The organism is Propionicimonas sp., assembly GCF_049840635.1.
Classification (GTDB): Bacteria; Actinomycetota; Actinomycetes; order Propionibacteriales; family Propionibacteriaceae; genus Propionicimonas.
Map to the genome: position 1 here is coordinate 967946 of NZ_JASGKL010000005.1, position 24302 is coordinate 992247.

The 24302-nt window shown below is 69.3% G+C and carries 21 protein-coding genes; 5 read left to right on the forward strand and 16 right to left on the reverse strand.

Features of this window, described 5'->3' with window-relative positions; all coding sequences use genetic code 11:
• Nucleotides 1–50 precede the first annotated feature (50 nt).
• Entirely contained in the window at nt 51–344 is a 294-nt protein-coding gene (locus QM779_RS10330) for a hypothetical protein (RefSeq protein ID WP_428534852.1), read from the forward strand.
• A 15-nt stretch (nt 345–359) separates the two neighbouring features.
• Here QM779_RS10330 and QM779_RS10335 read toward each other — a convergent pair whose 3' ends face one another.
• The 3 genes from QM779_RS10335 to QM779_RS10345 all read right to left on the reverse strand — a co-directional run bounded on the left by QM779_RS10335 (nt 360) and on the right by QM779_RS10345 (nt 5945).
• Nucleotides 360–1139 carry a hypothetical protein gene (locus tag QM779_RS10335; RefSeq protein WP_428534854.1) on the reverse strand — a complete coding sequence of 260 codons (780 nt, stop codon included), beginning with the start codon at nt 1137–1139 and terminating at the stop codon, nt 360–362.
• Nucleotides 1121–1714, reverse strand: a complete 594-nt coding sequence (locus QM779_RS10340) for a WecB/TagA/CpsF family glycosyltransferase (protein WP_428538402.1) — start codon at nt 1712–1714, stop codon at nt 1121–1123. Before QM779_RS10340 ends, QM779_RS10335 begins: the two co-directional genes overlap by 19 nt.
• 166 nt (nt 1715–1880) lie before the next feature.
• Entirely contained in the window at nt 1881–5945 is a 4065-nt protein-coding gene (locus QM779_RS10345; RefSeq protein ID WP_428534856.1) for a PKD domain-containing protein, read from the reverse strand.
• A 307-nt stretch (nt 5946–6252) separates the two neighbouring features.
• Here QM779_RS10345 and QM779_RS10350 point away from each other — a divergent pair, with 307 nt between their 5' ends.
• Nucleotides 6253–8727: a GH36-type glycosyl hydrolase domain-containing protein gene (locus tag QM779_RS10350; protein WP_428534858.1), complete on the forward strand. Its 2475-nt coding sequence runs from the start codon at nt 6253–6255 to the stop codon at nt 8725–8727.
• A 579-nt stretch (nt 8728–9306) separates the two neighbouring features.
• The gene (locus QM779_RS10355; RefSeq protein ID WP_428534860.1) at nt 9307–10161 is read left to right on the forward strand and encodes a hypothetical protein; all 855 of its coding nucleotides are present in this window, start codon (nt 9307–9309) and stop codon (nt 10159–10161) included.
• Between the two features lie 130 nt (nt 10162–10291).
• Here QM779_RS10355 and fbaA read toward each other — a convergent pair whose 3' ends face one another.
• From fbaA to QM779_RS10370, 3 genes are all read right to left on the reverse strand, one after another.
• On the reverse strand, nt 10292–11314 hold the full coding sequence (gene fbaA, locus QM779_RS10360; RefSeq protein ID WP_428534862.1) for a class II fructose-bisphosphate aldolase: 1023 nt from the start codon (nt 11312–11314) through the stop codon (nt 10292–10294).
• 128 nt (nt 11315–11442) lie between these two features.
• The gene (locus QM779_RS10365) at nt 11443–11958 is read right to left on the reverse strand and encodes a hypothetical protein (RefSeq protein WP_428534864.1); all 516 of its coding nucleotides are present in this window, start codon (nt 11956–11958) and stop codon (nt 11443–11445) included.
• 56 nt (nt 11959–12014) lie between these two features.
• Nucleotides 12015–12650, reverse strand: coding sequence for a TrmH family RNA methyltransferase (locus tag QM779_RS10370; protein WP_428534866.1), 636 nt, complete (start codon nt 12648–12650; stop codon nt 12015–12017).
• A 24-nt stretch (nt 12651–12674) separates the two neighbouring features.
• On the opposite strand from QM779_RS10370, the gene QM779_RS10375 reads away from it, so the two are divergent.
• On the forward strand, nt 12675–13376 hold the full coding sequence (locus tag QM779_RS10375; RefSeq protein ID WP_428534868.1) for a DedA family protein: 702 nt from the start codon (nt 12675–12677) through the stop codon (nt 13374–13376).
• Nucleotides 13328–14260, forward strand: a complete 933-nt coding sequence (locus tag QM779_RS10380; protein WP_428534870.1) for a Sir2 family NAD-dependent protein deacetylase — start codon at nt 13328–13330, stop codon at nt 14258–14260. Before QM779_RS10375 ends, QM779_RS10380 begins: the two co-directional genes overlap by 49 nt.
• Nucleotides 14261–14276: 16 nt before the next feature.
• Here QM779_RS10380 and QM779_RS10385 read toward each other — a convergent pair whose 3' ends face one another.
• From QM779_RS10385 to QM779_RS10430, 10 genes are all read right to left on the reverse strand, one after another.
• A complete protein-coding gene (locus QM779_RS10385) occupies nt 14277–15104 on the reverse strand; it encodes a LemA family protein (protein ID WP_428534872.1) in 828 nt (275 codons plus the stop codon).
• 123 nt (nt 15105–15227) lie between these two features.
• Nucleotides 15228–16232 (reverse strand): arabinan endo-1,5-alpha-L-arabinosidase, encoded by a 1005-nt coding sequence (locus tag QM779_RS10390; RefSeq protein ID WP_428534874.1) that lies wholly within the window; start codon nt 16230–16232, stop codon nt 15228–15230.
• A gap of 44 nt (nt 16233–16276) precedes the next feature.
• Nucleotides 16277–17788: an alpha-N-arabinofuranosidase gene (locus QM779_RS10395; RefSeq protein ID WP_428534876.1), complete on the reverse strand. Its 1512-nt coding sequence runs from the start codon at nt 17786–17788 to the stop codon at nt 16277–16279.
• Nucleotides 17789–17877: 89 nt separating this feature from the next.
• Nucleotides 17878–19236: an ABC transporter substrate-binding protein gene (locus QM779_RS10400; protein ID WP_428534878.1), complete on the reverse strand. Its 1359-nt coding sequence runs from the start codon at nt 19234–19236 to the stop codon at nt 17878–17880.
• Between the two features lie 92 nt (nt 19237–19328).
• Nucleotides 19329–20237 carry a carbohydrate ABC transporter permease gene (locus tag QM779_RS10405; protein ID WP_428534880.1) on the reverse strand — a complete coding sequence of 303 codons (909 nt, stop codon included), beginning with the start codon at nt 20235–20237 and terminating at the stop codon, nt 19329–19331.
• A complete protein-coding gene (locus QM779_RS10410; protein WP_428534882.1) occupies nt 20237–21133 on the reverse strand; it encodes a carbohydrate ABC transporter permease in 897 nt (298 codons plus the stop codon). The genes QM779_RS10405 and QM779_RS10410 overlap by 1 nt, the downstream gene beginning before the upstream one ends.
• Before the next feature lie 217 nt (nt 21134–21350).
• Nucleotides 21351–22388, reverse strand: coding sequence for a LacI family DNA-binding transcriptional regulator (locus QM779_RS10415; RefSeq protein WP_428534884.1), 1038 nt, complete (start codon nt 22386–22388; stop codon nt 21351–21353).
• Nucleotides 22389–22487: 99 nt separating this feature from the next.
• A complete protein-coding gene (gene pyrE / locus QM779_RS10420; protein WP_428534886.1) occupies nt 22488–23030 on the reverse strand; it encodes an orotate phosphoribosyltransferase in 543 nt (180 codons plus the stop codon).
• Nucleotides 23031–23046: 16 nt separating this feature from the next.
• On the reverse strand, nt 23047–23856 hold the full coding sequence (locus tag QM779_RS10425) for a spermidine synthase (protein ID WP_428534888.1): 810 nt from the start codon (nt 23854–23856) through the stop codon (nt 23047–23049).
• A gap of 7 nt (nt 23857–23863) precedes the next feature.
• Nucleotides 23864–24271, reverse strand: coding sequence for a hypothetical protein (locus tag QM779_RS10430; RefSeq protein ID WP_428534890.1), 408 nt, complete (start codon nt 24269–24271; stop codon nt 23864–23866).
• Between the last annotated feature and the right edge of the window lie 31 nt (nt 24272–24302).

Below are 24302 nucleotides of genomic sequence, written 5' to 3' on the forward strand. Positions count from 1 at the left end.
CCGCCACACCGGATCCTGCGGAGACCGATCCCACCCCCGCGAAGTGCGGTGTGAACCGACGTCAGGTCGCGTACTTCACCAGGGACTGGCAGCGCGTGATCGACACCGTCGGGCGCGATGACCACCCGAAGTACACGACGGCGTTCGTGAAGACGGTGGAGAAGCTGGCCGACAACGGGACCGACTGCCCGGGCGCGGACAAGCTCCCCGAGATGGTGAGCCTGTCCAAGCAGATCAACAAGGCGGCAGCGGACGAGGGCGACCTCGACCTCATCTCCCAGTTCCGCGTGTTGGGCAACGCTTGGCTCGTCGGGGCCGGCTACGACCCCCAGCTGCTCGGCTGAGCGGCACCAGTCGCGTCACTCGGCGATGGAGACCCAGACCGCGTCCATCACACCGTTGAACTGATCCGGCTGGTTCACCACCGGCTCGCCCCAGGCTGTGACCTTCCGTCCCATCGAAACCGGGCGATCGGCGTCGATCGTGACCGCCCCGATCGGACCGCTCCCTGAGGCCGTCGCCGGGAGGTCGGAGGAGTCGCCGCGGGTCACTGTGAGGACGAGCGTGTCGCCCGTGCGGGCGCAGGCGAGGGAGTACCAGACCTCGGAGTCCAGCTTGTGCCCCTTGGCAATGACGCGGCCACCATCCCCCGCGACCACGCAGCTGGGGACGCCGTGGTCGACCTGCAGCTTGAACTGGGTCGGATCGGCCGCGAGTCCCCGCTGGATGACGTTGTCGCCGTTGTCCTCGGCGTCGGCGGCATCACTGTGCAGCAGCACGTCCGCACCGAAGGAGAAGTCCCGCTCGCCGGGGTCGGGCAACTGGTCGCCCTCGCCGGTGGCGATCAGGACCAGGCCCGGCGGGTTCTCGGCCGAGCTGAAGCTGGGGAACTCGACGGCCTTCCCTTCTCCGTGGGTGACCAGCTGAAGCTTGCCGCCGAACACACTTGCGGCGCGCACCGCCGCGGAACCGTCCGTGAGCGCGAGCGGATCGGGACCGTCGAAGTCCAGCCGCAGGACGACTCGCTGGGTCGGCGACGCCGGCGCGACGGGAGTCGCCGTGGTCGACGGCGCACCCACGCAGCCCGTGCACAGGCCAACCCCGACGATGGCGGTGACGATCAGCGGGACGCGAGCCATGAGCGGCTCCTCCGCACGAGGATCCCTGCGGCGAGGACTGCGGTCGTTGCCATACCGCGAAGGTACCTCGGAAGCAGGCGGGTCGGCGCCTGTCCGACCCGGGCGAGCCACTCCAGGCCCGGTTTGCGCAGGAACTCGGGCGCCCTGGCCTCGGTTCCGCTCAGGAAGCCGAACCAGCCGCCGCACGTCATCACGAGACAGGCGGGGAGCTCGGGGGCGTGGTCCCGCACCCAGAGCATCTCCTTGGGGGCACCCAGGCCCAGCACGAGCACGTCCGGGGCCGCCTCGCGCACGCGCTCGAGCACCGCAGTCCAGTCGTCGTGGTAGCCGTTCTCCACCAGCACCACGTCCCCTGCGCCACCGTCGACCAGTGTCGTCGCCGCGGCCGTCACCACCTCCTGGTGGGCTCCGACCAGGGCGATCCGCGTGGGGCGCCCGAGCAACTCACCCACGGCCTTGAGCACATCCCAGCCCGCGTCGGTGGTCGGCACTCGCTGCATCCGGGTCGCGCCCGCGAGCTTGCCGAGGAGCACCACCGAACCGCCGTCGGCGCAGACCAGTTCGGCGGAGTTCATCTCGGCCACGAACTCGTCGAGGTGCCGGGAGTTGAGTCCCCCACGTGCAGCGCGTAGAAGCGCTGCACGTGGGAGGGCCCGACCGCCAGGGTGGCAGCGGCCTGGACAGCGTCGCGGTAGTCCAGGTCCGCCACCGTGAACGGCCCTATCTGGAGGGTCCTTCCGATCACTGTGCCCGCAGGAGCAGCCCGTAGGCGAGGGCCCGCGTGGCCGTCCCCGAGAACGTGACCGACTTCCCACCGAACGTGCCGCCACTCAGGTAGCTGCCGGAATCGGCACCCCAGGCGTAGATGGCGCCGCTGCCCGAGCCCGCGGAGGACGCGCGCTGGGTCAGGTCGTTCGGCAGGTTCGCAGTGACGGTCGAAGCCGCCTTGACGCCCACGTAGTTGACGACGATGCCACCAGAACCCACCGAGAGGCTCGGCGTGGTGATCGACGTCGCGGCGCTGGCGGTGGTCGCCGCCGAATCGGCGACGCCGACCGTTCCGGTGGTGGACCGGTAGGCCGCCACGGTGATGTCACCCTTGGCGTAGTCCGACAGGCCCACCGTCACATTGGCGCCCGCGTCGGACGCCGTGGCGACCTTCGTCCACACCCGTCCGAGGAACGAGCTGCCGTCCGTGCTGCGAACCGCGGTCCAGCCGCTGGGCGCCGTGATCGTGGCCGCCGTGGAGTTCAGCGTCAGGAACAGGACCAGCCGGTCGCCCGCGTTCACCGACGTGGGGATCCGGACCACGTGGCTGGCCTTGTTCCCGTTCGCCGACGCGGCCTCGACGAAGCTGACCGACGCCGAGCTGACCACGACGGTCATGGTCTCGGAGTCCGGCGTGCCGTCGTTGTCCGTGACCGTGAGCTTCACGTCCCAGGACCCGGAGGCGAAGGTGTGGTTCACCGTCTTGCCCGTGCCCGTGGTGCCGTCACCGAAGTCCCACGCGTAGCTGGCGATCGAGCCGTCCGAATCGCTGGAGTCGGACGCGTCGAAGGAACACACCAGCTGCGTGCAGCTCTTGCTGAAGGCTGCCGTCGGCGCCTGGTTCACCCTGGTGACGGACACCGCCTTGGTCACCGTTGCGGTGAGGCCCTCCGCCGTCGTGATGGTGAGCTGCACGTTGTAGGTGCCGGTGGCGGGGAAGGTGTGGGTCGGCTTCTGACCGGTGCCCGCAGCCGTGCCGTCATCGAACGACCAGGCGTAGCCCGAGATCGTCGAACCCGGAGCGACCGAACCCGACGCGTCGAACGTGCAACCGAGCGAGGTGCAGTCCGACGTGAAGTCGGCCGTCGGGGTATCGACGGCCTTGACCGTAGCCGTCTTCGTGGCCGTAGCGCCGTCCGAGTCGGTGACCGTGAGGGTCACGGTGTACGAACCGGCCGTCGCGTAGGTGTGACTGGGGTTGGCGGTGGTGGCCGTGGCCCCGTCGCCGAAGTCCCAGCCGTAGCTGGCGATCCCTGCGTCGTCGCTCGACGCGCTCGCGTCGAACCCGCACGCCAGCAGCGTGCAGCTGGACGTGAACGCTGCGGTCGGCGGCATGTTCATCGTGACCTGCTGGGTGAGCTGGCTCGATGCGCCCTTGGAGGTCGTGACCGTGAGCGTGATGCTGAACGTGCCCCTGGCGGTGAACGTGTGCGACGACGTCACACCGGTGGTGCTGGCGCCATCACCCCAGTTCCACTGGTAGGAGGTGATCGTCGCGCCCGTGGCGGTGGAGCCCGAGGCGTCGACCGAGCACGTCATGCCCGTGCAGTTCAGGCTGAAGGCAGCCACCGGAGGCTGTCCGGCACCGTCACCGTTGGTGTCCTGGTACAGGAACAGCGCGTGCGAACTCCAGCTGTTGCCATCCACGCTCGGGCCGGAGACCACGGCCGCCGTGTCGGCGACGGGCGTCCCGCTGGCGGCGCCTGCACTCCAGTCGATGCTGTGCAGGTTGCCGTCCACCGTGGCCCAGTACAACTTCGAACCGCCGAGGAACATCCCCCTCACCTTGGAGAAGTCGATGCCACTGACGCCGCTGGCGGCCTGGTACCGGACGGCTCCGACGATGCCGCTCTCCACGTTCAGGTAGCGGTAGTAGAGCGTGTTGCTGCCCGACATCGTGAAGTAGATCCGGCCGTTCTCGTAGAACATTCCGGTCGCACTGGATGCTTCCGCCTGCCAGTCCGACAGCGTCACGATCTCATCCTGGCCGTTGACCGCCTGCGCGGAGCCGAGGGTCGACCCGTTGTAGCTGCGACGGACGAAGGAGCCGTCCGACATGGCCAGGTACACGTACCCGTTGACCATGAACGCACCGCGCACGGTGTCCCAGTCGAGTCCGCCGTCAGCGACAGCGAGGCTGGCACCCGCGACGGTTCCGTTGAAGGAACGCTTCGACAGTCCGCCGGACGCGGCCGCAGGAAGGTCGGTGCGCACGATCTCGATGCCGTTGATCAGCGGGTTCTCCGTGATGTGGCCGAAGGAGATGTCCACGCTTCCGTCGCTGACGATGTCGTCGGCGCGCATGGTGCCGGTGTTGTCACCGGCCGCGGCGACGATGTCGAAGTTGTTCAGGAACCGGGTTCCGTCGACATCGACGTTGAAGACGCGCTGACCGATTCCGCTGGTGCCGGAGTACCGGTTGGCGAAGTACAACCGGACCTCGACCGGGGTTCCGGCCGGCACGGGGAAGGACCAGGTCATCTCCTGCGCGTCCCACGAGTCCCACGCCTCCGAGCTGAAGATCGAGGCCGGGGTGCCCGCGGGCACCGTGCTGTCCACCGAGCCGACCGTGCTGTAGCCGGCGACGTTGTGCGGGGTGGAGTACACGTTGTTGCCGTTGGAGTCGTCAGCCCAGTCGATGCCCTTGCTGGCCGCGACCTCGCTGCCGCCGGTGTTGACCCGGTAGAGCACTCGGGGATCGCTGGAGAAACCGACGGTTCCGGCCGAGTAGACGTCGTTCGGGAAGGCCGGGCTGCTCACCGCGGGCACGGTCGTACCGTTCGCGGGGAACAGCGCGACGCGGCCGTGGTACTCGTAGTTGCCGATCCGGTCGGTGTCCGAGACCGCCCAGAGGCCCTGGGACGTGTTGAGGAAGTCGAACAGGCCCACGCCGCGCGTGCGGGTCGGGTTCCAGCTGAACGGGATGCCGTTGACCGGGCTCAGCGCCGCGATGCCGGGGCGGGACACTGCGCCGGGACCGGCGTTGTCACCGGCATAGGCGTTGTTCTGCCAGCGCTGGTGGCCACCCACGAAGACCGCGGTGTTCGTGACCTCGACGCTGTAGGTGGTGTCACCACCGGTGTAGTCGATCCAGGACGGCTGGATGGAGGTGCCGGTCTGCGAGACGTCGAACCGCGCGGTGGTGTCACACGGAGCCGTCGAGCCGCCGTAGGCGCCGGTGGTGCCGACGACGAAGAACGTGCTGTCCGGGGAGAAGTCGACGTCGCGCATGTAGGTGTCGAACGACGACGAGCAACCGGCCTCGTAGAAATTGGTCTGGAAGTCGGCCGGTACGGCCGTGGCGCCGGTCAGGTCGAGGAGCGCCAGCTGGTGGTTCTTGACCCCGTTGAGGGTGTCGAAGTTGCCGACCGCGACCAGGCGCTTGCCGTCCGGGGACACGTCCATCTTGTAGACGTTGGTGACGCTGCCGGCCTTGTGCACGCCGGCGATCGTGCCGCGGTAGAAGCTGTCGAACGCACCGGTCGTCGGGTTCAGGGTCGCCAGCGCGGGCTGGGCGGTGCTGCGGATGTGGGTGAACGCACCCGCGACCCACAGGTGACCGTTGGATAGCTTGAGGTCCTTCACCACGCCGGTGGGCGAGCCGCCGTTGAACGTGGAGACCACCGAGCCGTCGGCGACGTTGATGCGGGCGAGGTTCTTCACCGACTGACCAGAGATCGTCGTGAAGCTGCCACCGACGTAGACGCTGGTGCCGTCACCCGCCGGCAGCACGACGTTGATCGTGCCGTTCGGGTTCGGGGCGAAGGTGGTGCTGATCACGCCGGTGGTGGCGTCGAAGGCCACCAGCCGGTTCCGGGTGAGCACCGTGGTGTTGGAGTTGTTCCGCACCTGGCTGAAGTCGCCGCCCAGGATCATCGTGTTGCCGACCTGCACGACGGAGTAGACGGAGCCGTCCAGAACGTGCGGCGTGAACGCGGCCGGGTCGTCGCTGGGCAGTTGACCCGCGGGCTGCGTGATCGCGGAAGCCGGTGCGGCTCCGCTGATGAGAACTTGGAATGTCGCGAACAGTGCGACCATTAATGAGATTACCGAACGCCGCTTCATTTTCCCCCAGGCGATTCGGACGCGGTTGCGTCTGGTGTTCCCGAGGTGAAGCAGTGGAACTGACCCCCATCCCCTTGTGGGTAGCCCCGAAAACGGTCATCCCCCCGGGACCGTCGCCACATTATGGCGCGCGGTATCAAGCGTGGGCAAGACGCGTGCACGAGGACGTCCACGCAGGGTATCGTGAGAGCGCTTCCAGCGGGCCGGGAACGGGGGACTCGAACCTCGCCGTGGTGTCCAGGGAGCCGGACCACACACCTCGACGGAGAGGCAACCCCTGATGCAGTACGGGCACTTCGACGATGCGGCCCGCGAGTACGTGATCACCACGCCGCGGACGCCGTACCCCTGGATCAACTACCTCGGCTCGCAGGACTTCTTCTCCCTGCTGTCGCACCTCGGCGGCGGGTACTCGTTCTACCGGGACGCCAGGATGCGCCGGCTCACCCGCTACCGCTACAACAACGTCCCCACCGATGCCGGCGGGCGCTACTTCTACGTCAACGACGGCGGCGACGTGTGGTCGCCGACGTGGATGCCCGTCCAGGCCGAACTGGACGCCTACGAGGCCCGCCACGGGATGGGCTACTCGGTGATCACCGGCGCGCGCGGGGGCGTCGAGGTGAGCACGACCTACTTCGTGCCACTCGGGGTGAACGCCGAGGTGCAGCGCGTCCGGGTGACGAACCTCGGCGATGCGGCCAAGCGGATCACGCTGTTCTCGTTCGTGGAGTTCGCGCTCTGGAACGCCTACGACGACCAGACCAATTACCAGCGCAACCTCTCGATTGGCGAGGTCGAGGTCGAGCCGGCCACCCCCTCCGGCGGCTCGGCGATCTACCACCGCACCGAGTACAGGGAGCGCCGCAACCACTACGCGGTGTTCGGCGTGAACGTGCCGGCCGCCGGCTTCGACACCGACCGCGAGACCTTCCTCGGCGACCCCTGGGCGGGGTTCGCGGACGCAGCCGTCCCGCGCGCCGGCCGCTCGGCGGACTCCGTCGCGTCCGGCTGGTACCCGATCGGGTCGCACAGCGTGGACCTCGACCTGGCCCCCGGGGAGACCCGCGACCTCGTCTACGTCCTCGGCTACCTGGAGAACCCGCAGGACGCGAAGTGGGCCGATGACGCCCACCAGGTCGTGAACAAGGCGGGCGCCCACGACCTGCTCGCCCGCTTCGCCACCGCGGACGCGGCGGACGCGGCGCTGGGCGAGCTGAAGGACCACTGGACGGAGTTGCTGTCGACCTACACGGTCACCAGCCCGGACGAGAAGCTGGACCGGATGGTCAACATCTGGAACCAGTACCAGTGCATGGTCACGTTCAACATGTCCCGCTCGGCGTCCTACTTCGAGACCGGGATCGGGCGCGGGATGGGCTTCCGCGACTCCAACCAGGACCTGCTCGGCTTCGTCCACCTCGTGCCCGAGCGGGCGCGGGAGCGGATCATCGACATCGCGTCCACCCAGTTCCCGGACGGCAGCGCGTACCACCAGTACCAGCCGCTGACCAAGCGCGGGAACAACGACATCGGCTCCGGCTTCAACGACGACCCGCTGTGGCTGGTGGCCGGGGTCGCCGGCTACCTGAAGGAGACCGGGGACGACTCGATCCTCGACGAGCCTGTGCCCTTCGACAACGAGCCGGGCAGCGAGGTGCCGCTGTGGGAGCACCTCGTGCGCTCGTTCGAGTTCGTCCGCACGCACCGGGGCCCGCACGGCCTGCCGCTGATCGGGCGCGCGGACTGGAACGACTGCCTCAACCTGAACTGCTTCTCCTCCGAGCCCGGGGAGCCGTTCCAGACCACGGAGAACAAGGCCGGCGGGTCGGCGGAGTCGGTGTTCATCGCCGCCCAGTTCGTGCTGTACGGCGCCGAGTTCGCGGCGATCGCACGGCGCCGCGGCCTGGCCGGGGTCGCGGACGCGGCCGAGGCGGACGTCGCGTCCATGCGGGAGGCGATCCTCGCGCACGGCTGGGACGGGGAGTGGTTCCTGCGCGCGTACGACTACTTCGGTAACCCGGTCGGGACCGGTGCCGACACCGAGGGCCGGATCTGGATCGAGCCGCAGGGCTTCGCCGTGATGGCGGGCGTCGGCGTGGGTGCCGGGCCGGACGACGCGTCCGCCCCGGCGATCCGGGCGCTGGACTCGGTGGGTGAGCTGCTCGGCAGCCCGCACGGACTGGTGCTGCAGTACCCCGCGTACACGACCTACCGGATCGAGTTGGGCGAGGTGTCGACCTACCCGCCGGGCTACAAGGAGAACGGCGGCATCTTCTGCCACAACAACCCCTGGGTGATCATCGCCGAGACGGTGGTGGGACGGGGCGAGCGGGCGTTCGACTACTACCGGCGGATCACGCCCGCCTACCGCGAGGAGATCAGCGACGTGCACCGGCTCGAGCCGTACGTGTACGCGCAGATGATCGCGGGCAAGCAGGCCGTCCGGGAGGGCGAGGCAAAGAACTCGTGGCTCACGGGGACCGCGGCCTGGAACTTCGTCGCGGTATCGCAGTACCTGCTGGGCGTGCGCCCCGACTACGACGGGCTGGTCGTCGACCCCCAGCTGGGGCCCGACGTGCCGTCGTTCACCGTGACCCGGAAGCTGCGCGGCGCGACGTACGTGGTCGAGGTGACCAACTCCGGAGCCCCCGGGTCGCGGGCGAGCCTCGTCGTCGACGGCGCCCCGGTCGAGGGCAACCTGGTGCCCTACGCCCCCGCGGGTTCGGTGGTCCGGATCGAGGCCAGCCTGTAGCGGCGGGAGACCTGGCGCCGGGGCGCCCTTCGGGAACGGCTGCTCTGCGGATCTGCACCCCGGATCGCCCCTCCGGCGCTGTCAAGGCCCCGCTGACCCATCCCCAGCGCAATTCCGCAGCCCCCCAACGCGAGAGGGGCCGCGACTTCAGACCGTCCAGAGCGGTCGTCGTGGACCGCAGCCCCCGACCGCGAGAGGGACCCGTGCCTGGCAGTGCGAGGGAGGACGCGCGCCTCGCTCCTCTTGCTCCCACGTCTGCGGCTGCAGCGCCGCCTCAGACCACACTCCTGCGGATCTGCACCCCAGATCGCCCCTCCGGCGCGGTCACGGCTCCGCCGGCCCATCCACAGCGCGATTCCGCAGATCCCAGCGTCGGCCGCAACGGGTGACCCGAAAGTCCTCCGGCTCCGCCAGGGCGCCACCGTCACGACTCCTCCTCGGCATGCCCTGCGGATCTGCACCGCTGACGGCACCGGCGGCGCCCGGCAGGAGCGAATCCGCCATCCACAGGGCGAATCCGCGGAGGGCGCCCTGTGGATGACTGAGCGGTCCACTCGTCGCCTGCCGAAGGTGCAGGGCATGGACACAAGAATCGCCGGACTGCTCGCCAGCCAGGGCCACGTCGCCGTCTCGGAACACCCCCGGCTGAGGTGGGCGCTCTCGCAGCTGAAGGCGAGCGGAGAGCTCAGGGCTCCCCTCCCCGGCATCTACCTCCCGCCGGGCTACTCCACGACCGATTGGCTGAAGGCCGTCTCGGCGTGGAGCAGGCCGCAGGGGGTACTGCATGCGGGCTCAGCCGCTTCGATCTGGTTGCCGGAGCTGACCTCACCGGTTGCACAGCTCGCCCATCCGAGCCTGCGGTCCCGTCGCAACGTCGAGGTCACCCGCCGGAGAATCCCATCCGGGTTCGTGATGGACCTCCCCGGGCTCCGCGTCGCCGCCCCGGCCTACGCAGCCGCGGAGTTGGCCGCCACGGACGACGGGAGGGCTGCCTGTGAGGCGATTCGCCTGCGGCTGGCCGACAGCGAGAACCTCCTGATTGCGCTCGCCGCGCTCCAAGGAACGGTTGGTCAGGACGCCCGACGCAGGGCGGTCCTGGCGTGCCGCACCAACCCGTGGTCCTACGCCGAACTCCAGCTGCATCGCATCCTGATCGAGGCCGGGATCACGGACTGGGTCGGCAACCGGCCGCTGCGGCTCGGGGATCGGCTGCTGTGGCCGGATGTCCGTTTCCGGCGTCGCCGGTTGATCCTGGAGTTCGACGGCAGGACTGTGCACAACCAGCCGAGCCAGTTCCTGATTGATCGGGAGCACTGGAACCTGTACGAGGCGTTCGGCTACCACATGCTCCACTTCGGGTGGGAGCACCTGGACGATCCTGCCGAACTGGTGGGCATCGTGCTCCAGGCCTACCGACGGGCGGCGGAGTACTGAGCCTGCGGAATGGCACGGCAGATCGAGTTCGTACGCCTCTGCAGGGCAGGCGTCGCCATCGGCTGAGCAATTCCGCAGGGAACGCACGACGGCCCGGAGCCAGAGCTCCGGGCCGTCGAAGGAAGAAGGGTCAGCCGACGCTCTTGCCGACGCTGCGCAGGTACTCGCAGGCCTCGATCACGCGCTTGGACATGCCGACCTCGGCCGCCTTGCCCCACGCGCGCGGGTCGTACTGCTTCTTGTTGCCGACCTCGCCGTCGATCTTCAGCACGCCGTCGTAGTTGCGGAACATGTGCTCGACCACCGGACGGGTGAACGCGTACTGCGTGTCGGTGTCGATGTTCATCTTGACGACGCCGAAGTCGACCGCGTCCGAGATCTCCTGCGGGGTGGAGCCCGACCCGCCGTGGAAGACCAGGTCGAACGGCTTGTCCTTGCCGTACTTGGCGCCGACCGCGTCCTGGATCTCCTTGAGCACCTCGGGACGCAGCTTCACGTGACCCGGCTTGTAGACGCCGTGCACGTTGCCGAAGGTGAGGGCCGTCATGTAGCGGCCCTTCTCGCCCAGGCCGAGCACCTCGATCGTGCGCAGGCCGTCCTCGACGGTGGTGTAGAGCTTCTCGTTGATCTCGCCCACGACGCCGTCCTCCTCGCCGCCGACGACGCCGACCTCGATCTCGAGGATCTGGCGGGCCTTCGCGGTGAGGGCGAGCAGCTCGTCGGCGATCTGGAGGTTCTCCTCCATCGGCACGGCGGAACCGTCCCACATGTGCGACTGGAACAGCGGCTCCAGACCGCGGTCGACGCGCTCCTGCGAGATGGCGATGAGCGGCTTGACGTAGGTGTCGAGCTTCTCCTTCTGGCAGTGGTCGGTGTGCAGCACGACGTTGATCGGGTAGTTCTTCGCGACCACGTGCGCGTACTCGGCCAGCGCGACCGCGCCGTCGACCATCTTCTTGATGGTCGGGCCGGACGCGTACTCCGCGCCGCCGGTGCTGACCTGGATGATGCCGTCCGAGCCGGCCTCGGCGAAGCCCGCGAGGGCCGCGTTGATCGTCTGCGACGAGGTGATGTTGATCGCCGGGTAGGCGAACTTGCCGCTCTTGGCGGCGTCCAGCATCTCGGCGTACTTCTCAGGACTTGCAATGGGCATTCGAGGCCTCTCTGGAGTGGTTGCGCCCGCGACATCGCGGCCGCCAGCAACGCGTCCAGTCTCTCAAAGTTCGGGTGCGGTTGCCCAACCCCGTGCGAGATTGGACGGAGCCGTCCCAGCCCGCGGGATCAGTCCAGCCGGGACAGGTCCACCCACGCGCGGCCGGACGAGAGGACGCGGACGGCGGAGTCGAGCGTGGCGGGCATCGTGTCGGTGTAGTCCAGAGGGACGCGGGCCGTCGAGTTGTCGCGTGCCGTCGCAACGAGGGAGGTGGACGAGCCGAGCGTGCCGGGGCGGACGACGACCGACCCGACCTCCGGCCAGACGAGCCACCGCTGGCCGATCAGCATGCCGTCGCGGTTGAGCCCGATCGCCAGGCCGTTCCGGGCCAGCTTCGCGTCCCTGTCCACCCGGACGAACTGGACGACGCTGAGGCCCACCGAGACCAGGCCGGTGACGACGGCCGCGCCGATCACCCAGGGAGCCCACTCACCGAACTGGTCGGGCCAGAAGTACCAGGCCGCACCGGCGAGCGCGGCGCTGAACAGCATCGAACCGAGCCGCCACCAGATCAGGTTCCGGGCGCGGGCCACCTGCCGCTTCCCCAGCCCCCGGGTGTAGTAGACCCCGTACTCGTCGCTCACCCGGCCAGTCTAGGAGAGCCCCGATATCGACCGCCGCTGCCCGGACCTGGTCCACGTCAGGAACGGGGCCACTGCAACGACCAGTGGTAGAGCGCGATCGCGGCGGCGGCGCCGGCGTTCAGCGAGCGGGTGGACCCGTGCTGGGTGATCGCGACCACCCGTTCGCAGGCGGACGCGAGCTCCTCGGTGAGGCCCGGGCCTTCCGAGCCGAAGACCAGGCAGCAGCGTTCCGGCAGCGCCTGCGTCTCCAGCGGCACCGAGCCGGGGATGTTGTCGACCCCGATCGGCGTCACGCCCGCCTCCGCCAGCCAGTCGAGCAGGGAAGCGGCGTCCGGGTGGTGGTGGACCGACAGGTACCGGTCGGTGACCATCGCGCCGCGGCGGTTCCAGCGCCGTCGCCCGACGATGTGGACGCCGGCGACGTTGAAGGCGTTGGCCGTTCGCACGATCGACCCGATGTTGAAGTCGTGCTCCCAGTTCTGGATCGCGACATGCAGCGGCGCCCTGCGGGTGTCGAGGTCGGCGACGATCGCGGTCACGCTCCAGTACCGGTACCTGTCGAGGACGTTGCGCCGGTCGCCCTCGGCCAGCAGGGACGCGTCGTAGCGCGGGTCGTCCGGCCACGGCAGCGGGTGGGGACCCACCCCGGGGCTGCTCACAGCCGCCACCTCGTCGTCGCTCAGGGAGGGCATGGCCGTCACGGTACCCTCAGTCCTGTGAACCTGTTGCCCCAGCTGGCCCTCGTGCCCCTGCTGCTGCCCGACTGGCTCGATCCCGAGTTCCTCCTGCGGGCGCTGGGCAACGGAGCCCTGTGGGGCGCCGCCTTCATCGTCTTCATCGAGTGCGCGATCTTCCCTGTGCTGCCGGGCGACTCGCTGCTGTTCACGGTGGGCATGTTCATCGCCCAGGACCCGCCGATCATCAGCTTCGCCGGGATGAGCCAGCAGGCCACCCTCGCGATCGCGATCCTCGTCCTGGTCGTCGCGGCGGTCGCGGGGAACGTGGTCGGCTACTGGGTGGGCAAGAAGGTGTCCCCGTGGCTGTTCAAGCCGAGGCCGGGATTCATCGGCAAGATCTTCTCCCAGAAACACCTCGACCAGACCCATGAGTTCTTCGAGCGGTACGGCTCCAAGGCGCTCGTGCTGGGCCGGTTCGTCCCGTTCGTCCGGACGTTCGTCACGATGGTCGCCGGCGCCGCAGGGATGAGCTTCCGCACGTTCATCACGTGGACGGGCATCGGCGCGGTGCTGTGGGCGGCCGGCGTGACGCTGCTGGGCTACTTCCTCGGCACGATCGACTTCATCGCCCACAACATCGACGCGGTCCTGGTCGTGATCGTGCTGGTCTCGGTGATCCCGATGGTGGTCGAGTGGCTCCTGGCCCGCCGCAGGGCGAGGGCCGAGTCGGCGCAGGGCTGATGCCGGTCCGCCGCACAAGCATCGGCTGGATGCCGGGCGAGGCCGATTCGCGTCCGCCCGCGGGCCAGGCCGAGCTGGACGCGGCCGTCGCCGCGCTGGCCGGACGCCGCTTCGTCGCGCTGACCGGCGCGGGGTTCTCCACCGATTCGGGCCTGCCGGACTACCGGGGCCCGGACGCGAAGGAACGCCACCCGATGACCTACGACCAGTTCGTCGGGAGCGCGGACTACCGGCGGCACTACTGGGCGCGCAACCACCTCGGCTGGCACCACATGCGCGTCACCGAACCGAACGAGGGCCACTACGCGCTGGCCCGCCTGGAGGCGTCCGGACGCGTGCTCGGCGTGATCACCCAGAACGTGGACCGGCTGCACCAGCGGGCGGGCTCGCGACGGGTGGTCGACCTGCACGGCCACTACGACGTGGTCCGCTGCCTGTCCTGCGGGTGGACGTGCACGCGCGCGGAGCTGGACGTGATGCTGTCCGCGCTGAACCCCGGCTTCCTCGAACGGGTCACCGAGCTGGGCGACGTCGAGGTGGCGCCGGACGCGGACGTCGTGCTGGAGGAGACCTCCGACTTCGTCGTGGCCGACTGCCCGGTGTGCGGCGGCATCCTGAAGCCCGACATCGTGTTCTTCGGCGAGTCGGTGCCGCAGGCGACCGTTCGCGCGGCGTTCGACCTGGTCGACGCGGCGGACGCGCTGCTGGTCGCCGGCACGTCGCTGGCGGTGATGTCGGGGCTCCGGTTCGTGCGCCACGCGTCCGGGCTCGGCCTGCCGATCGTGATGGTGAACCGCGGCCTGACCAGGGGTGACGACCTCGCGTCCGTCCGGCTCAACGCGGGCACGACCGAGGTGGTCACCTACCTGGAGCGGAAGCTGTAGCCCGCTGGCGAACGCCCTACTGCTGGGTGGGCGGCTGCTGGTAGTTCGGCGGCGTGTAGCCCCCCTGCGGCGGCTGCTGCTGCGGGGCCGGGGCCTCGACGGGCGGCGCGTAGGTGGGCGGCTGCGGCGCGCTGAACTGGCCGGGCGCGGGAGCGGCGGGGTCGGCCTGCGGGTACGCCTGCGGGTTGGGCAGGGCGGACGGCTGCGCGCCGGCGGCGAGCTGGTCGTTCGTGGGCTCGCTGGTGGCCTCGGGCCGGTCGCTGATCTCGCCGAAGCTGACGTGCGGGGCCTGCCGGACGGCGGCGTCGTTGACCTCGAAGTAGGTGGCCTTCTCGAACTTGAACATGCCGGCGAGGACGTTGGAGGGGAACGACTCGACCTGGGTGTTGTAGTTGCGGACGTTGGCGTTGTAGAAGCGGCGGCCCGCGGCGATCCGGTCCTCGGTGGCGGTCAGCTCGCGCTGCAGTTCGAGGAAGTTCACGTTGCTCTTCAGCTCGGGGTAGGCCTCGACGCTGACGAGCAGGTTGCGGACGGCTCCGCTCAGCTGCTCCTCGACCTGGGCCCGTTCCTGGGTCACCGGCCCCCCGCCGGCCTGCGCGAGCGAGGCGGCCTGGTTGCGCAGCCGGGTGACGCCCTCGAGGGTGTTGCGCTCGTGCGCGGCGTAGGCGCGGACGGTCTCGACGAGGTTGGGGATCAGGTCGTAGCGCCGGTTCAGCTCGACGTCGATCTGCCGCCACGACTCCTGGATCAGGTTCCTGGACCGGACGAACCCGTTGTAGAGCGAGACGCCCCAGATCGCCAGGCCGACGACGATGACCAGGAGGATGACGAGGACGGTACCCATTGGCAGTTCTCCATTTCCGCAGTGACGGTGGGCCCAGCCTAACGATGGCTGCTCAGGACTGGCGAGAGCGCGCCGGGTTTCGTCGGCCGAGCCCCGATCGCCGCGCCCGTGTCGCGGCACCGGTCACGGGCTTTCCTGCCCGTCCGCCGCGGGCAGGACCGGCCAGCCGTCCACGGTCCAGCCCAGTTTGTCGATGGCGAGCGTGACGGCGCCGCGGCGCGCGCCGTCGTAGAAGTGGTGGGCGAGGTACTCCCCTGACACCGACTGCCCGCCCGGCCCGATCCGGTCGCCCTCGCTCGCCGCGAGGATCGACCCGCCACCCTCGAGCATGGGCCGGCCATCCCCGTCGACGAACGGACCGGTCACCTGCCGGGAGCGACCGACCGCGATCCGGTAGGTCGATTCGACGCCCTGGCAGCAGGCGTCGAAGGACACGAACAGGTAGTACCAGTCGCCGTGCCGGATCGCGTACGGGGCCTCGATGGCGTTGGCCGGGGAGTCGGCGGACGCCCGGGCGGCGACGGTCACCGGCGTCGCTCCGGCCACCGGCTTCCCGCTGGGCCACTCCAACCTCACCTGCTGGATGCCGCCCCAGAAGGACCCGAAGAACAGCCACGGCGTGCCGTCGGCGTCCGTCACCACCCCCGGGTCGATGGCGTTGTAGCCGTCCGCGGAGGTGGAGGCGACGACGAGGCCCTGGTCGGTCCACCCGTAGTCGGGCGCGTCGGGATCAAGGCTCCGGCCGGTCATCAGGCCGATCACGGAGCGGTTCCTGCCGAAGCTGGAGGCCGAGTAGTAGAGGTACCAGGTGCCGTCGTGGCGGACGAGCTCGGGGGCCCACAGGTTCGACACGCCGGGCACGGCGGCCTTCACCCAGGCCGGGGTGTCGGCACCCTTCCACGCCGCCCCGACGAACTCCCAGGTGTGGCCACCGTCGGTGCTCCGGCGCACGATCGGTGCGTTGCTGCCGCGTCCGCCGCCGGTGGAGTACACGTACCACGGCTGGCCCTCCTCCCCCACGACGAGAGCAGGGTCGTGGGCGGCGAGGTCGCCACTGAGCTCCAGCCGCAGCGGGGCGCTCCCTGCCCACGGCCGGATCAGGAGCACGGCCACCGCCACCGCCGCCACCAGGGCGACGCCGCCGATCCACCGGGCGCGACGAGACCCGGGAGTCAAGCCGTCCGGAGCCGGACCATCGCCCAGCTCACCGGCGGCAGGACGAGGGACAGCCGGCCCGCGTCGATCCCGGCGCCGTCGAGCGGCCTCGGCGCCACGGAGGTGGAGTCGGACGCGGTCGCGTGCCACGTGTGGTCGGGGTTGGAAAGCACGACGGCTTCGACGAGCTCGATCCCCCCGAACGCCCGCAGGTCGATCTCGACCGGGCTGGGCTCGGCGATCGAGCGGTTGACCAGGAAGACGGCGACCTCGCCGGCGTCCGCGTCGTGCGTGGCGACGGCGTCCACGACCGGCACGTCCCCGAACTTCGCCGTCGCGTAGCTCTCCGAGCGCACGGGGACACGCAGGACCTCGCCGCGCGCGTGGCGGGAGGTGAGCGCGAACGGGTGGAAGGTGGTCTGCCGCCAGGCCGGGCCGCCCGGCTCGGTCATGATCGGGGCAATCACGTTGACCAGCTGGGCGAGCGACGCCGAGTGGACGCGGTCGGTGTGCCGCAGCAGGGAGATCAGCAGGTTGCCGACGACGACGGCGTCCGCCACGTTGTAGCGGTCCTCGAGCAGGTTCGGGGCGACCGGCCAGTCGTCGCCCTCCGGCACCTTCGACTCGACCCGCTGCTGGTACCAGACGTTCCACTCGTCGAAGGAGATGTGGATCTGCTTCGCCGACTTCCGCGCGGTGCCGACGGCGTCGGCGGTGGCCGACACCCCGGTGATGAAGGCGTCCATGTTGACGGCCGAGGCCAGGAAGGAGGCCGAGTCTCCGTCCTCCTCGCAGTAGTAGGCGTGGGCGGAGATGAGGTCGACCAGGTCGTAGGTCTCGGTGAGCACCTCGCGCTCCCACTCGCCGAAGGTGGGCATCGCCGTGCCCGAGGAGCCGCACGCGACCAGTTCGAGGTCGGGCTGCACCATCCGCATCGCGCGGGCGACCTCCGCGGCCAGCCGGCCGTACTCCGTCGCGGTCTTGTGGCCGATCTGCCAGGGCCCGTCCATCTCGTTGCCGAGGCACCACATCGTGACCGGGTAGGGGTCGGCGGCACCGTTGGCGCGGCGGGCGTCGGAGAGGGCCGTGCCGCCCGCGATCGTGCAGTACTCGAGCAGGTCGAGGGCCTCGGCGATCCCGCGGGTGCCGAGGTTGACGGCCATCATCGGTTCGATGCCGGCCTTCGCGCACCACGCCATGAACTCGTCGACGCCGAAGGTGTTCGGCTCGGTGGAGTGCCAGGCCAGGTCGAGGCGGCGCGGCCGCTGGTCGACGGGGCCGACGCCGTCCTCCCATCGGTAGCCGGAGACGAAGTTGCCGCCGGGATAGCGCACCGTCCCGACCCCGAGCTCGCGGACGAGGTCGAGCACGTCGGTGCGGAACCCGTTCTCGTCCGCGGTGGGGTGCCCGGGCTCGTGGATGCCGGTGTAGACGCAGCGTCCGAGGTGCTCGACGAAGGAGCCGAAGGTGCGCCTCCGGACGGGGCCGACGACGAAGCCGGGGTCGACGGTGATCTGTGCAGTACTCATCTCTCTCGAATTCTGGGGCAAGCCGGGACCCGGTGGGGCGGCCGCAAGGACCGACCGCCCCACCGGCGCGGGGAAGGTGACTCGGTCCGCTACTGGCCGAGCTCATTCTTCAAGTCGGACTGCGCCTGTCCCAGCGCGTCCGAGATCGACACACCGTTCTCGAAGATGTCGTTGAGGGTCGTGGTGCCGAAGGTGTTGTTCACCGAGGGCATCGCGACGTTCGACAGCGACTGCAGGTGGCCGATGCTGTCCTTCACCTCGAGAAGCGGGTCGAACGGGTTGTTCTCGAAGTACTGGACGAACGAGTTGTCCGGGTTGTGGGTGATGGACTCGTCGCTCCACACGGTGGTGTTCAGCGGGTCGAAGCCGAGCTGGTTCCACGTCTCGATGTTGCCCTCCTTGGAGAGCTTCGCCCAGGCCACGAAGCGGGCCGCGAGGTCGGCGTGCGCGCCCTTGGCGACCACGGCCGTCCCGGTGCCGCCACCACCGACGGTGTCGACCTTCGCCCCGTCCACGACGGGAGCGGGCGCGATCGCGATCTTGCCCTTGAAGTCGGGCATGTAGGCGAGGTAGCGGGACGTGAACCAGAACGGCATGATCGCCGCGGCGAAGTCACCGTTGTTGTAGGCGCCGTACGCCTCCTCGGTGTCCGGCTGGCCGCCCGGCGGCACGGCCACGGCGTTCGCGTCCTGCAGGCCCTTGAGGATCTCCAGCGCCTTGGTCAGCTGGGGGCTGTCCACGTTCACCTTGCCGTCCGTGCCGATGTACTCGCCGCCGAGCTGGCCCATCAGCAGGTTGGTCTGCCACAGGGCCGACGTGTCGACGGTGCCCAGGTGCTTGCCGGTCTTCTCGTAGTACTTCGCGCCGGCCGCCTTGTAGTCGTCCCAGGTCTTGATCGTCTTGTAGTCGATGCCCGCGGACTCCAGCAGTTCGGTGTTGTAGAAGGCGACCGTGGTGCCGACGTGGAAGTCGATGCCGTAGAGCTTGCCCTGGCTCGAGAACAGGTCGAGGCGGGCCTGGACGATGTCCTTCTTGTACTGCTCGGCGTAGGAGGTGAGGTCGAGCAGGGCCGGGGTGCCCTGGACGAACTGCGGGAACTTGCCGGCCTCGATGTCAGCGATGTCAGGAGCGCCCTGGCCCGAGGTCAGCGCGATCTGGAGCTTGTTGTGCATGTCGTCGTACGGCAGCACGTTGACGTTGACCGTGATCTTCTCGTTCGGGTTCGCCGCGTTCCACTTCTCCGCCATGGACTGGTAGAACTTCGCGTGCAACTCCACGAACGTCCACAGCGAGAGTTCGGTGGCGCCCTCGACGGGAGCCTGCGAGATCACGCTGCCCTCGGCGCTCGGGGACGCCTCGCCTCCGCTCGTGGCGGTGGCGCAGCCGGCGAACGCGGAGACGGCCATTGCGACCGCCAGTGCTACGCCGAAGGGCTTCCGCATCTTCATCGATGTAGTTCCTTTCCTGGGTGGTGACACCTGCGGTGTCGGGTGGGGGGCTCAGCTCCGGTCAGAGCTGGGGGGTTCGGGTGTGCGGGCGGTCAGCCCTTGACCGCACCGGCGGTCATGCCTTCGATGAAGAACTTCTGGAAGGCGAGGAACAGCACGAAGATCGGGATCACGGAGAAGAAGGAGCCGGCCAGCAACAGGTCGTAGTTGTTGCCGTAGGGCGTCATCAGCGTGTTCAGGCCGATCGGGAGGGTGTACTTCTCGGGGCTGCGCAGGGCCAGCAGCGGCCAGAGCAGGTTGTTCCAGCTCGCCATGCCGTTGAGGATCGCCATCGCGGCGAACGCCGGCTTGCAGACGGGCAGGACGAGCCGGAAGAAGATCCCGTACTCGGTGAGCCCGTCGAGGCGTCCGGCCTCGAGGATCTCCCGGGGGACGCCCTGCATGTACTGGCGGAAGAACAGGATGGTGACGGCGGCGGCGAGGAACGGGAGGATCACCGCGGCGTAGGTGTCCTGCAGCGCCATGTCGTTGATCTGGATGTACAGCGGAAGCATGATCATCTCGAACGGCACGCTCATCAGCAGGACGGCGATCACGAACAGGGTGTTCTTGAACCGGAACTGGTACATCGCGAAGCCGTAGGCGACGAAGGAACTGACCAGGAGCGTGAGGACGACCTGGACGACGGTCACCACCATGCTGTTGAAGAACCAGCGGAAGTAGCTGCCCGAGTCGGTGAACAGCATCACCCAGTTCTTGAGGCTGGCGGACTTCAGGTCGATCCCGAGGTTCAGCCCGTACCGCACGATCATGTTGCCGTCCTGGAACGTGGCGATGAACGCCGCCCAGAACGGGATCATCACCAGGACGCCGAGGACGACGAAGAGCGCGACGATCAGCCAGGTCGCCAGCCGCCGCCGGCGCCGCGCGGCCCTTGCGTCCGCGGTGGACACCGGGCCTGCGGGGGTGGTGGTGGCCGGTGCCTTCTGGATCACGGACATCAGTGGGTCTCCTGCTTGAAGGAGCCGTTGGCGATCAGCTGGGGGATGTTGATGGCCAGGACGACGATGAGCAGCACGACGCCGACGGCGGATGCGTAGCCGAGGTCGTTCTTCTCGATCCCCTGCCGGTAGAGGTAGCCGACGATCGTGAGGCCGATGTTCTGCGGGGAGTTGTTGCCGTTCCAGAGCATGAAGCTCTCCAGGAACATGGCCAGGCCGCCGTACACGCTGATCGTCAGGACGAAGACGAGGGTCGGACGGATCGAGGGGACGGTCACGAACCAGAACTTCTGCCACGCGTTGGCGCCGTCGAGTTCTGCGGCCTCGTAGTAGTCGGCGGGGATCGCCTGGAGCCCGGCGAGGAAGTAGAGGATGTTGACCCCCGTCCATCGCCAGCTGGCGAGGATCAGGAGCGCGATCAGGCCGGTCAGGTCACCTTTCAGCCACTTGACGGGATCGGCACCGAAGATGCCGATCACCTGGTTCATCAGTGCGACGCTCGACTCCCCGAAGGCCAGCCGGAAGATGATGCCGGCCACGACGACGGACGTCAGCGCAGGGAGGAACATCAGCGACTTGAAGAAGGCCTTGAACCGCGCGCTGCCGAGCTTGGAGTTGATCAGGACGGCGAGCACGAGCGGGCCGGGGATCAGGATCAGCAGGGTGAGCAGCATATAGCGGAAGCTGTTCCACAGAGCGAGCCAGAACAGCCGGTCGCCGAGGATGCGCTCGTAGTTGCGCAGCCCGACGTTCTCGACCGATCCCGCGACGATGTGCTGCGTGCTCATGATCCCGGACTTGACCAGCGGGCTGGCCCAGAAGATCGCGACCGTGAGGATGAACGGGAGGACGAAGACGTACGGGGCGACCTTCGGCGAGTAGAGGAACTTCCTCACCGCTGGCCTCCGGCAGAGGCCGCGGCCGCGATCCGCTCCCCGAGGGGGGCGCTGCCTCCGGTCGCCGACGAAGTGCTCGTCGTCACCGCATCTTCTGCTCGCCTGCGCATCGTGATGCTCTCCCTGACCTCAGTGTCGGTGGGCAGACGGCCGGGGGGCCGCCACGGTGCGAACAGGGGTGGAACACCACCGTCCTACATCGATGGAGGGAAGCTTCTTACATCGATGAAGAGGTGTCAACCCCCTGGCCGAGGGTCGACTCCCTGTCGACGATGGCGAAGGGCGCCTCGACCAGCCGCGGCGCCTCGGGGACGCGACCCTCGATGCGCTCCAGCAGCATGGACACCGCCAGGTCGGCGATCTCGGCCCGTCCGGGGTCGACGCTGGAGAGGCTGGGCAGGGAGTACTGGCTCTCGTCCAGATCGTCGAAGCCCATCACCGCGACGTCCTCGGGGATCCGGTACCCGGCCTCCTCCAGCACCCTCATGGCGCCGAGGGCGAGGGTGTCGTTGAAGGCGAACACCGCGTCGAAGGCGGCGCCGCGACCGAGCAGTTCACGCATCGCCGACGCACCGTTGGCGCGGTGCCACAGGCCGGCCGGAACGACGAGCGCGGGGTCGTAGTCGATGCCGGCCTGCTCGAGGCCCTCACGGTAGCCGCGCAGCCGCAGTCCTGCCGAACCGACGACCTCGTCGGGGTGTTCGCCGATGACGGCGATCCGGCGCCTGCCGAGGGCGACCAGGTGGGACGTGGCGGCAGCGGCGGCCTTGACGTTGTGCATGGTGACGTGGTCGGCGGGGGCGCCGAAGATCCGCTCGCCGAGCAGCATCACGGGAAGCGCCTTGGGAAGAGCGTCGATGTCGTCGGGCGTGATCCCCAGCGGGCTGAAGATGAGGCCGTCGAGGAATTGGAGCCGGGGGCTGCGGAGCAGGTCGAGCTCGCGGGTGCGGTCGCCGTTCGTGGTCTCCACCTGCACGACCTGGCCGCTTCGTCGGGCGGCCCGGATCACCCGGTCGGCGAGTTCTGCGAAGTACGGCAGGCTCAGTTCGGGCAGGGCGAGGCCGAGCGTGCGGGTGCGGCCGGAACGGAGGCTGCGGGCGGAGGTGTTCAGCTGGTAGCCGAGCTCATCGATGGCGTGCTCGACGCGCGTGCGCGTCTCGGCCCTGATGTAGGGGTAGTCGTTGATGACATTCGACACCGTCTTGACCGAGACGCCGGCGAGCCTGGCGACGTCCTGCATGGTTGGGGCCGTCACGGTTCAGGATCCTATATCCATCGATGTAGGCGGGCGGCCGGATGCGGAAGCCCGGACGGGTTCGGGCGGGTGGGTGTCGGGCGGGTGGAGGACTGCGGTTCAGGCGAGGCCGAGGTCGGCCAGGCCGACGGCGTAGCGGTAGGGGACGCCGGCGGCCTCGATGACCTCGGCGGCGCCGGTGGCGCGGTCGACGATCACGGCGACGGCGACGACCTCTCCCCCGGCCTCGCGGACGGCGTCGACGGCGGTCATCACCGAACCGCCGGTGGTGGAGGTGTCCTCGACGACCAGCACGCGGCGTCCGGCGACCTCGGTGCCCTCGATGCGGCGCTGCAGGCCGTGGGCCTTCGACTCCTTGCGGACGACGAAGGCGTCCAGGCGGCCGCCGGTGTGGGCGGCGTGGTGGAGCATGGCGACGGCGACGGGGTCGGCGCCGAGGGTGAGGCCCCCGACGGCGTCGAAGTCGAGGTCGGCGACGAGGTCGGTCATCACCTCGCCGACCAGCGGGGCGGCGACCCCGTCCAGCGTGACGCGGCGGAGGTCGACGTAGTAGTCGGCCTCGCGGCCGGAGGCGAGGGTCACCTTCCCCCACACGACGGCGAGGTTCTTGATCTGTTCGACGAGGTCGTCACGCGCTGCCATGGGCAGAACCGTACCGTCAGGAGAACCAGCCGCGGCTCCACGCCGGAGAGGGGGACGGCTCGGCGTCCGCGTCGGTGAAGGGGGCGGCACCGCCGATCCAGCGGGCGAGTTCGCGTCCGTGCAGGAGCCGGTAGGGGAAGGGGGCGCGGGCGAGGTGCCGTTCGAGGGTCTGGACGGGCATGTCGGCGCCGGCGGCGACGACGAGGTTGCCGAAGCGGCGTCCCTTCCAGACCGGGACCTCCGCGCTGACGGCGACCTGGCCGAAGGTGGCGGTGAAGCCGGCGAGCGTCCGGCGCGACCAGGCGAACGGGGCCTGGTCGGTGAGATTCATGACCACGTGCCCGCCGTCGCGGAGGGTGCGGGCGAGCTCGGCGAGGAACTCGGCGGTGGCGAGTTCGGCGGGGACGCTGGCGCCCGCGAAGGCGTCCACGATGACCGTGTCGGCGCAGGCGGTGGGGAGTTGGGCCGCGCCGGTGCGTCCGTCGACCGGACGGATCTTGATGCCGCTGTTGCGGGGCAGCGGGAGCTTGGCGCGGACCTGCTCGGTGAGGGCCTCGTCCGGCTCCATGACCACCTGGGCGGTGCGGGGACGGCGGGCCTCGACGTAGCGGGGAAGGGTGAGCCCGCCGCCGCCGATGTGGACGATCCGGACGCGCTCGGCCTCGGGGCGGGCGAGGACGCCGGATTCGAGGACCTCGGCGATGCGCTGGACATACTCGAACTCCAGCCGCAGGGGGTCGGAGAGGTCGACCCAGGACTGCTCGGTGCGTCCGTTCACGACCATGAAGGCGCGGCGGTCGTCCGGGGCGGGCACCACTTCGCTCATGGCGGGCTCACCTGCTGAAGAAGGACGCGACGGCGAGGACGAGGGACACGGCGAGGAGCGGGATCCACAGGATGTTCGCGGGGATGAAGAAGAGGGTGGACCGGGGCGTGGTCCAGACGGGGCGTCCCTGCGGGTCGAGGGCGGGGACGACCTCCTCGGTCTGGACGCGTCCGTCCGGCCAGGTGTAGGGCTGCGGCAGCCGGCGGACGACGGTCACGGGGCGCGGCTTGTCGAGCCGCGGGTAGACGAGGTAGGCGAGCAGGAGGTTGATCGCGGCCGCCCACAGGAAGATCAGCGCGCCGATCAGCAGCCCGGACGTGTCCAGCCCGAAGAGGGACGCGGTGGCGAACGCGAGCCCCACCCCGACCCCGAAGCCCAGGAACGACAGGAACCCCCAGCGCGACCAGATGATCATGGGGTCCGAGCCTAGCGAGGATCGGTGAACC

What these genes read in the sequence shown, in the direction of transcription:
- QM779_RS10335 (WP_428534854.1), bottom strand. Translation starts at nt 1,139, where the DNA reads ATGGCTCGCGTCCCGCTGATCGTCACCGCCATCGTCGGGGTTGGCCTG.
- QM779_RS10340 (WP_428538402.1), bottom strand. Translation starts at nt 1,714, where the DNA reads ATGAACTCCGCCGAACTGGTCTGCGCCGACGGCGGTTCGGTGGTGCTC.
- QM779_RS10345 (WP_428534856.1), bottom strand. Translation starts at nt 5,945, where the DNA reads ATGGTCGCACTGTTCGCGACATTCCAAGTTCTCATCAGCGGAGCCGCA.
- QM779_RS10350 (WP_428534858.1), top strand. Translation starts at nt 6,253, where the DNA reads ATGCAGTACGGGCACTTCGACGATGCGGCCCGCGAGTACGTGATCACC.
- QM779_RS10355 (WP_428534860.1), top strand. Translation starts at nt 9,307, where the DNA reads ATGGACACAAGAATCGCCGGACTGCTCGCCAGCCAGGGCCACGTCGCC.
- fbaA (WP_428534862.1), bottom strand. Translation starts at nt 11,314, where the DNA reads ATGCCCATTGCAAGTCCTGAGAAGTACGCCGAGATGCTGGACGCCGCC.
- QM779_RS10370 (WP_428534866.1), bottom strand. Translation starts at nt 12,650, where the DNA reads ATGCCCTCCCTGAGCGACGACGAGGTGGCGGCTGTGAGCAGCCCCGGG.
- QM779_RS10385 (WP_428534872.1), bottom strand. Translation starts at nt 15,104, where the DNA reads ATGGGTACCGTCCTCGTCATCCTCCTGGTCATCGTCGTCGGCCTGGCG.
- QM779_RS10395 (WP_428534876.1), bottom strand. Translation starts at nt 17,788, where the DNA reads ATGAGTACTGCACAGATCACCGTCGACCCCGGCTTCGTCGTCGGCCCC.
- QM779_RS10400 (WP_428534878.1), bottom strand. Translation starts at nt 19,236, where the DNA reads ATGAAGATGCGGAAGCCCTTCGGCGTAGCACTGGCGGTCGCAATGGCC.
- QM779_RS10405 (WP_428534880.1), bottom strand. Translation starts at nt 20,237, where the DNA reads ATGTCCGTGATCCAGAAGGCACCGGCCACCACCACCCCCGCAGGCCCG.
- pyrE (WP_428534886.1), bottom strand. Translation starts at nt 23,030, where the DNA reads ATGGCAGCGCGTGACGACCTCGTCGAACAGATCAAGAACCTCGCCGTC.
- QM779_RS10425 (WP_428534888.1), bottom strand. Translation starts at nt 23,856, where the DNA reads ATGAGCGAAGTGGTGCCCGCCCCGGACGACCGCCGCGCCTTCATGGTC.
- QM779_RS10430 (WP_428534890.1), bottom strand. Translation starts at nt 24,271, where the DNA reads ATGATCATCTGGTCGCGCTGGGGGTTCCTGTCGTTCCTGGGCTTCGGG.